Source organism: Acidovorax sp. HMWF018, assembly GCF_003061035.1.
Classification (GTDB): domain Bacteria; phylum Pseudomonadota; class Gammaproteobacteria; order Burkholderiales; family Burkholderiaceae_C; genus Acidovorax; species Acidovorax delafieldii.
In genome coordinates, this window is sequence record NZ_QAIM01000425.1 from 1 (window position 1) to 7,936 (window position 7,936).

The following is a 7,936-nucleotide window of genomic DNA, read 5'->3' on the forward strand; positions in this document are numbered from 1 at the left end:
CGCTGCAGAGTCGGCCGCCGATGCTGCCGCTATCTCGGTGCGCGCCCTGATCGCCGGGGCCATGGCCGCCGCCGAGAGTGGTGCCGACAGCATGACCGGGCTGGGCGGACTGCCCAAGTCGGTTGGGGCGCTCTCTGCGGTGGAGGCCGGCGCAGACAGCATGGGCGCGAACGGCGCGGCCCTGGTCAGTGCGTTGCTGGCTGCCATCGAGGCTGGCGCAGATACCGCAGCCATCGCCGGGCAGATCGCCGCAGGTGGCGTGCTGGCGGTTATGGAGGCTGGCCCTGACGTATTTGCAGGCATCGAGTCCGCACCGTCACTCGACCTCAGCCGCACTTTGGTAGTTGGTGTCGAGCCTCGGACCGTCTCAGTCGCTCGAGAGTCTCGATCCGTCACCGCCACAGCTGAGACCCGTACCAGCCGAATCCCCAGAGAGGACCGCGAGACCGCGGCGTGAACATGAAAACTGAGACCATCGACACACTTGCAACGGCCGGCAGCCGCACGACGGGCGGCGGAGCCGTTGTCGGCTTTCTCGGCTGGCTTGCGTCCTCCCAAGCTATCGGGCTTTTTGGTATTTGCATCGCTTTGCTCGGCGCTCTGGTGAACTGGTACTACAAGCGCGAAGCGAACCGGCGGCACGCTGCCGAGGCCGAGGACAAACGCAAAGAGCGCGCGCTGCGGATGGAGCTAATGCGCGCTACAGGCGCTCCTGTCTACCCGCCCGACACCGACCTCGGTGAACTGGGGGAAGACGAATGAGCTCCCAAGGCCAAGGCAAGACGTGGGCCAGCCTGAGCGCTGCGGTACTGGCCATCTTGGCCGGCGTGGCCGCTGTCGAGGGTGGGTACGTTAACAACCCTGCGGACCCGGGCGGCGAGACAAACCACGGCGTGACCGTGAACGTAGCACGCGGCGCTGGATACACCGGTCCCATGCGCGAGCTGCCGAAAGAAGTTGCCCAGGAAATCTACGCGCAGAACTATGTCGGTCGCCCAGGCTTCGACTCGGTGATCGCTTCATCCCCGGCGGTGGGGGCGAAGCTGGTGGACGCCGGGGTGAACGCAGGCACCGCACGCGCGGCGCGCTGGTTCCAGCAGAGCCTCAACCACCTCAGCCGAGGGGGCGCCGACTACCCGGTGCTGGCGGTGGATGGTCAGGTTGGCCGACAGACAATCGCCGCGTATCAGGCGCTGGAGCGCAAGCGGGGGCGCGTCAAAGCCTGCGAGCTGACGCTGAAGCTCATGGACGCCCAGCAAGGCACGCACTACATGTCGTTGGGCAACCCCACGTTCATCGTGGGCTGGACCGACAACCGTCTGGGCAACGTGCCGTTGGCTCGTTGCGCTGACTCTGTGAAGGCGCCGACATGAACCTCACCCTCATCACCCACCTGATCGCGGCCCTGGCCGCCGCCTCTGCTGCCTGGTTCTTCCAGGGCGCCCGCATGGACGCTGCCGTGGCCGAGGTCCGGCTGGAGCAGACGAACGAGCGCCTGAGTGCCGTGAGCCGGGCCCGTGCTGACGAGCGTGCCATCACATCGACCTACCAAGGAGCCCTCAATGCTGCTCGCACCCGTGAAGCGCTTTTGCGCACTGAAGTTGATCATCTGCACCGTGTTTCTGACGGGCTGCGCGACCAAAACGCCGACGCCGCCCGCCGCCTCGCTGCAGCTTCCCCCGGCGCCGTCCTTGAGTACGCCACTGCCCTCGGAGCCGTATTCGAGGATTGCCGCGCCGCGTATGCAGGGATGGTCGAAAAAGCTGATGGGCACGCAAGTGATGTCCGAACCCTCCGCGACGCCTGGCCGGTGATCCCAGGCAAATGAACTGAACAATGGCGGCTGCCCCAGCAGGGGGTGGGAGCCATTCACGGGGTTGCTCATCCCTCGTTACCCAACCCCCTGCAGTACCGCAGAGCCTTAACTCCGGGGCTTTGCGGTACACTCTCGTTTATCTTTTTTAGATGTCCTTGGCGGATCGGTGAAGCCCTGGCGCAACAAGCGACCATATGGCCTTCCCCGTCACGAGCCAGCTCAAAGGGCTGAACAACACGACGGACCCGGTGAAGCTGGGTCTGAAGTGGCTCACGCGCGCGGACAACGTGAACGTCATGGCCACGGGCGGCGTCCACCGCCGCGAGGGCCACCAACGTGTCATCGGCGCAGCCATGACCGGGGCGTTCAACTCGGCCGACCTCACCCGACTCTACGTCGCAGCCGACGATTACCTGTGCGTGGTAGCCCCGGACCTGAGCCTGGTCCCGCTGTGCCCGCTGACGTCGCGCACTCCGCTCCAGTGGGCCCAGCTCAACGACCACATCTACTTCACCAACGGCTCGGATTCGGGCGTCATCGACGTCGACCACACAGTCATGCCGTGGGCGCTCAGCGCGCCAGCTACGCCGACTCTGGCCGCGGGCCCCGGATCTCTGCCCCCGGGGCAGTACCAGGTGCGGCTCACCCATGTGTGGCCCGACGGCCGCGAAGGATGCGCAAGCGACGCCGCAGCTGTGTTCCTCACGCAGCCAGGCGGGCTTTTTGTTTCGGACATCGCCCTCGGGCCGACAGGTTCGGCACGGATCTACATCGCGCCCGCCGACAGCACCGTTTACCAGCTGGCCGCAGAAGTCGCCAGCAACACCTACAGCTGGGACAGCTCACCCGACGCGCTGGGGGCGGAGCTGACCAACGCATTCATGGACGCGGTCCCGTTCGGCGCAGAGGTCATCGCCGCCTGGCGCGGGCGCGTGTACGCGTCCCTATACCTACCCACCGAAGACCAGACCGCGATCTTTTTCAGCGAGCCTCTGGCCGCCCACCTCTTCAACTACGCAGAGAGCTTCATCAGCGTGCCTGGGCGCGTGCTGGCCATGGCGCCGCACGACGAAGCGCTCGTCATCGGGACAGACCGCAAGGTCTACGCCTACACGCCCGCTGCACTCAAGACGCTCGCGGACTACGGCGTAGTGCCCGGCATGCCTTGGGCCGTGGACGGCAAACGTCTGCTGATCTGGACCCTGCGCGGACTCTGCCAATTCCCCGACTTCACGAACTTGACCTCTGAACGCGTGAGCGTGGCGCCCGGCACTGCCGCGGGCGCAGCAGTGGTCGAGCAAGACGGGCAAGCCCGTTTTGTCGCCTCCCTGCATGCAGGTGGCATCGCTTTCAACCCACGCAAAGAGGTATCTCCATGACAGTCAAACTTTCGACTGGTCTGCGCAACGCTATGGCCGGCACCGCCGGTTTTGCCGGTGCTCTGGCCAACGGCGTCATCCACGTCTACAGCGGCCCGCAGCCTGTGAATGCAGACGCCGCCCCCACCGGCACTCTGCTCGGGATCATCACCAAAGACGCCGGCGCGTTCACCCCCGGCAGCGCGACCAACGGACTGACCTTTGCGGCAGCCGCGAATGGTGGCGTGACCAAGAGCGCCGACGTGTGGAAGTTCGTCGGCCTGGCCGCAGGCACTGCGGGCTGGTTCCGCCACGTTGGCAACGCTGTTGATGACGGCTCCGTGTCCGCAACGCTGCCGCGCCTGGACGGCGCGATCGCTGCTGGCGCCGGCGACCTGCGCATGTCGAGCGTTGCCATCACCGTGGGCGTGCCCGTGACGGTGGACGTCTACAGCTTCGCCATCCCTGCGCAGTAAGCGACCATGCCCCGGCTGCTCGTCAACTCGGTTGAGGGCGCGAAGCTCATCCCTTTTGCGAAGGGGAAGCTGCGCGCGCTGCGGGCTGCCGGGCACACGAACATCACCCAGCGCTACGACGTGCAGGGGCAGCGAGTGCGCGTCACCATCAACGGCGCTGAAGAGATCATCGAGATCACTGGATCTGTCTGGGACTACCTGGTCTGGCCCACAAGCACTGCGCACCCCGCCGGTGTGACTGTCAAGGACGGGGCCGAGGTGCCGGCCGTCGCGTCGATGTCGCTGACAGCGAGTGAGAAGGGCCTGCGCCGCCACGAGCACTCGAAGCTGCTCTCCGCCCCCCACGACTGGGTGAGCAAGGACCGTAAGACTGTCCTGTCCTACGACCACGGTCACGGCTTCCGCTACGCGCTGAACGGGGCGTATGAGGTCTACACGGGCGCGCGTGGCGTATACCGCAAGGGCGTGAAGATCCAGACTGAATTCGGCGTGAAGGGCGCGGCAGTGTTTCAGGGCACCCGTAGCGATGGATCTTCTGTCCGCCGCGTGGTGTACGCCGCGTATTTCTTCGACGACATCGGCGCGATCGAGCTGCGGCTCTTCTATCTGGACGAGGCCAACCGGGACGAGGCTGGGGCACCCACCAACGTCGAGATCGCCCGCTGGACCGCGCCCGCCAACACAGTCATCGCCCAACCCACGTTCTTCGACGGCCTCGGACAAAAAGCGATCACGGTGCTGGAGACCTACGCCGAGGACAGCTCGGTGATCTCGTTCATGCGCCCCCGGTACGTCGTGCGCTGCACCTTGTCCCTGAACCCCGCCGGCGAGATCGTGGCGGCGTTCTCGACCGCGCCGCTGGCCGAAACACCGGACGAGCCCACCCAGACGCAAAACGAGCAGCTGTTCGGTTCCGGTGGCAGCAGCTACTTTTATGGGAACCCCAAGACGCTGTCGGGCTACACCACGTACGGATACACAGCGCTCGGGTACCCGTACGTGGCCACCACAGGCTACGAAGAGCTCGGCTACAGCCGCACCACGACGCGGTCGAAACAGGTCCGCTTCATCGGCCTGGACCTCGACGTGGATGGCGACGAACTCCTGTTTGAGCGCGTGACGAAGACCCGTGCGCAGTCCTACTCCGAAGAGGCTGCCACGTTCGCATCGAGCTCCTCCGGTACCGACTACACCCACCCTGACGGCTACAACGTCGTCGCAATCAGTGAGAGCTACACCTACCATCAGACGCGCCGCCTGGGTGGGGATGACAGCGTCGAGGTGAGCTTCACGGTCAACGGAACCGTACTGTTCACGACCGAGACCTCGGCCAGCACAAGCGGCACGCTTGTCACACGCGACCGCGCGTACTCCGGGTCTTGGGTCCCTGGCGTCGTGCCGCGCCCCCCAGACCCACCTACCACCGTCGACACGAGCACCTACAACACGGTGCAGCGCCGGGCACTCAGTCTGCGCGATGCCGACGCACGCAATGAGGCTCTCGCGCTCGTTGTGGGCGAATACCCGACGCCGTTCAACGGCACGGACCTGCGCCCGCTGAAGGTCGTCCTCCACGCGCGGTGCCATGGCCAGCAGTTCTCCAAAACCGTCTTCGACGGAGCCGTGTACACGGCCCCGAATGGGGTCGGCACGGACATGTTTGTCTACCGCGCCATCGCGTCCCGCCGCCCTGATGAGTACGTCATCTGTTTCTCCCCTGATGACGTGCCGCACGCAGACCCGCTGCCCGAGGACCCGGACGCACTCAAGTTCTTCAACCACCTGGCGCTGACGGGCGCGGTGGACCGCAACCCCCTGTTCGCTCTTCGCCGCAAAGACGAAGTGATCTCGCCCGCCCCCGACAAGTTCTCCCTGGACGCCGAGCCAGGTTTTCGCCTCGACCCCATCCACGTTCTCTGAAAGGAACAGTCATGACCTACAAAGTCTCAACCGGCCTGCGCAACCAAATGCTCGTTACCGGCTCTCTGCGCGCTGCGCTGCTCAACGGCAAGATCCGCATTTTCACTGGCTCCGAGCCTGCCAGCGCCGACGCGGCCGAGACAGGCACGCTGCTGTGCGAGATCGACAAGGACGGCGCTGGTGCTGGGTTCAACCTGGACACCACTGCGGTGGACGGCATCGTGGCCAAGGTCGTAGCAGACGTGCTCAAGGGTACCAACCTGGCTACGGGCACTGCTGGCTACTACCGCCACGTCGGCTCCGCAGATACGGGCGCGTCTTCCGCGACCGAGCCGCGCATCCAAGGCCGCGTCAGCACGAGCGGTGCCGAAATGAACCTGGGCAGCACGGCCCTGGTGTCGGGCATCGAGCAGCCGCTGGACGAATACAGCATCAACCTGCCTACGTTCTAAACCATGGCGAGCATCGCAGGCTACGCCTACTTCAGTCGGGCGGAGAACTACAACTACATCCCGGTGGGCGACCCCGAGTCGTGGTCGGCTGCGGTGCGCGTGTACGCGGTGTATGACGACGGCACTGTCACGTTCCTCAACGCTGGGACCTACACCGCAGGGCTGACCGATGGCGCCGGGCTGCGTTTCGGCTATGTGCCGCTGCCAGAGTCTTTGGTGGGCAATCCGACATACGAGGCCTACTACGGCATCTCACCCAGTGGGCTCGTGTTCCCGAACCTTAACAATCCGACCGAGCGGGCGTATGTCGTCGAACTCAAGACGGGTGTCAGCTTGTTGGACCCTGAACTCTGCGACATCTCGGCCCTTGCGCCAGGCGCTGTCGACAGTGGGGCGAATTACATCTCCGTGAGCGTGTGGGAGGCACCTCCTGACGAATACTCGTCGTTCCCGTCTCCGCAGGTAGTTGTCGCCGCAGTCGAAATCACGGCCGCGTTCTGGAGCGGCATCTCCACGATCAGCGATGCTGACCGCGTCCTTTACGTCGTGTCGCGGCTCGGCGCAGTTGTGCCGCCTCCGACCCCGCCATTCTGGACGGGCCTCACAGGCACCGAGGAAACACCGTGACCAACCAGCTCAAAAAAGTCACCCGCACTTCAGTGATTCCTGAGCGTGCGGCTCAGGCGGCGATTCCATACCGCCCTGCACGCGCGGCCTACACCGCCCGTGAGACGGTGACCGTCTGCCGCCTCGTAACGAGCGTCGTGGGTGGTACGGCGCCTTCGCTGGTGAAGACGGTCACCATCGGAAGTGACGGCAAAGCCAAGGTGAGCTTCGTGCAAGTGCCCGGGTCACCCGGCGTCACCAAAACCACCCGGGTGTGCTCGTCTGAGACCATCAGCGTGTACTACCCTGCTGTGCCTGAGCAAAAGGCCCAGCCTGCTATCGCCTATCGCCCCCGCACTGTCGTTCAGGAGTTCGGGCTCGGGTGGAATGCTGGCGCGCGCTCCATCGCGGAGCTCACGGGCAACGGCGCAGCCACGTTCAAGGTGCCGTCGGCCGTGGGCGCCGTGGTCGGGTTCAATGACGTCGATGAGGATGTTGGATACCTGAACATCGAGCACGGCATCTACTTTCGCCGCAAGACGTTCCAGGTGATGGAGTCGGGTGTCGTCAAGACCAGCGACTCTACTTTCGCCGCCGACGACACTTTCAAAATCGAACGTGTGGGCGACCGGGTCCAATACTTCAAGAACGGCGGGCTCTTCCACACCAGTGACGTACCGAGCACCGGCGCGGTGTTCCTCGACGCTTCGATGTACTCCGGCGGTGATGTGATCGACTCGCCCGCACTCGTGCCGGCGCTGGGTAGCTACTCCGCAGCGTCCATGCGCCCGATGGACGGCTTCGCCTCGGAGACTGAGTGGAACTACTCCCGTGCGGCTTTTCTCGCCATGTCTGGGGCCGCCAGCGCACTGCGGGCCAAATCCCGTGGGGTGATGCTCCCAATCACAGGGCTGGCCGTTGAAGGGTTGTACGCCAGTGCGCGTGGGTCGTTGAGCGCGCTCAGCGGCACAGCAGGTGCCGGCATGCTGGCGCCTTCCTACGGCCTGAGCGCTGGCCAGATGATGCCGCTGTACGGCTACGCCCACGGCCCGGAGGCACGGTACGGCTTCTCCAGCGCCGTCATGGTGCCAATGACCGGCATGGCCGTGGAGGGCACGTACGGCGAGTCGTTCGGGCTCATGCCCCCGCTGCAGGGCTACGCCGCCGACGCAAGTTTCCTGCAGCTGCCACAAGCGGCGCTGCCCATGCCGCAGATGGGCGCGCGGGGCGGTGCTTCAGCCGCCATGATCGCCCCCGCCTGGGTGTTCAACGCCTACGCCGCACCGTCAGCGCTGAACGTCGCCGCGC

At 65.3% G+C, this 7,936-nt stretch carries 10 protein-coding genes; all 10 read left to right on the forward strand.

Features of this window, described 5'->3' with window-relative positions:
- Positions 1–457, forward strand: a 457-nt coding sequence (locus DBR23_RS29700) for a hypothetical protein (protein WP_199227739.1), incomplete at its 5' end; no start/stop codon positions are given.
- 2 nt (positions 458–459) lie between these two features.
- Complete coding sequence (locus tag DBR23_RS17620; RefSeq protein ID WP_108499106.1) at positions 460–762, forward strand: holin; 303 nt, start codon at positions 460–462, stop codon at positions 760–762.
- A complete protein-coding gene (locus tag DBR23_RS17625; protein WP_108499107.1) occupies positions 759–1,373 on the forward strand; it encodes a glycoside hydrolase family 108 protein in 615 nt (204 codons plus the stop codon). The genes DBR23_RS17620 and DBR23_RS17625 overlap by 4 nt, the downstream gene beginning before the upstream one ends.
- A complete protein-coding gene (locus DBR23_RS17630) occupies positions 1,370–1,828 on the forward strand; it encodes a hypothetical protein (protein WP_108499108.1) in 459 nt (152 codons plus the stop codon). Before DBR23_RS17625 ends, DBR23_RS17630 begins: the two co-directional genes overlap by 4 nt.
- Before the next feature lie 182 nt (positions 1,829–2,010).
- The gene (locus tag DBR23_RS17635) at positions 2,011–3,195 is read left to right on the forward strand and encodes a hypothetical protein (protein WP_108499109.1); all 1,185 of its coding nucleotides are present in this window, start codon (positions 2,011–2,013) and stop codon (positions 3,193–3,195) included.
- Positions 3,192–3,650, forward strand: a complete 459-nt coding sequence (locus DBR23_RS17640; protein WP_146191361.1) for a hypothetical protein — start codon at positions 3,192–3,194, stop codon at positions 3,648–3,650. The genes DBR23_RS17635 and DBR23_RS17640 overlap by 4 nt, the downstream gene beginning before the upstream one ends.
- A gap of 6 nt (positions 3,651–3,656) precedes the next feature.
- A complete protein-coding gene (locus DBR23_RS17645) occupies positions 3,657–5,570 on the forward strand; it encodes a hypothetical protein (RefSeq protein ID WP_108499111.1) in 1,914 nt (637 codons plus the stop codon).
- 11 nt (positions 5,571–5,581) lie between these two features.
- Positions 5,582–6,022 carry a hypothetical protein gene (locus tag DBR23_RS17650; protein ID WP_108499112.1) on the forward strand — a complete coding sequence of 147 codons (441 nt, stop codon included), beginning with the start codon at positions 5,582–5,584 and terminating at the stop codon, positions 6,020–6,022.
- A gap of 3 nt (positions 6,023–6,025) precedes the next feature.
- Positions 6,026–6,649 (forward strand): hypothetical protein, encoded by a 624-nt coding sequence (locus DBR23_RS17655; RefSeq protein WP_108499113.1) that lies wholly within the window; start codon positions 6,026–6,028, stop codon positions 6,647–6,649.
- Positions 6,646–7,936, forward strand: a 1,291-nt coding sequence (locus DBR23_RS29985) for a hypothetical protein (protein ID WP_199227740.1), incomplete at its 3' end; no start/stop codon positions are given. The genes DBR23_RS17655 and DBR23_RS29985, both read left to right, overlap by 4 nt.

Coding starts and splice junctions, on each gene's coding strand:
- DBR23_RS17640 (WP_146191361.1), top strand. CDS start 3,192: ATGACAGTCAAACTTTCGACTGGTCTGCGCAACGCTATGGCCGGCACC.
- DBR23_RS17635 (WP_108499109.1), top strand. CDS start 2,011: ATGGCCTTCCCCGTCACGAGCCAGCTCAAAGGGCTGAACAACACGACG.
- DBR23_RS17620 (WP_108499106.1), top strand. CDS start 460: ATGAAAACTGAGACCATCGACACACTTGCAACGGCCGGCAGCCGCACG.
- DBR23_RS17625 (WP_108499107.1), top strand. CDS start 759: ATGAGCTCCCAAGGCCAAGGCAAGACGTGGGCCAGCCTGAGCGCTGCG.
- DBR23_RS17650 (WP_108499112.1), top strand. CDS start 5,582: ATGACCTACAAAGTCTCAACCGGCCTGCGCAACCAAATGCTCGTTACC.
- DBR23_RS17630 (WP_108499108.1), top strand. CDS start 1,370: ATGAACCTCACCCTCATCACCCACCTGATCGCGGCCCTGGCCGCCGCC.
- DBR23_RS17645 (WP_108499111.1), top strand. CDS start 3,657: ATGCCCCGGCTGCTCGTCAACTCGGTTGAGGGCGCGAAGCTCATCCCT.
- DBR23_RS17655 (WP_108499113.1), top strand. CDS start 6,026: ATGGCGAGCATCGCAGGCTACGCCTACTTCAGTCGGGCGGAGAACTAC.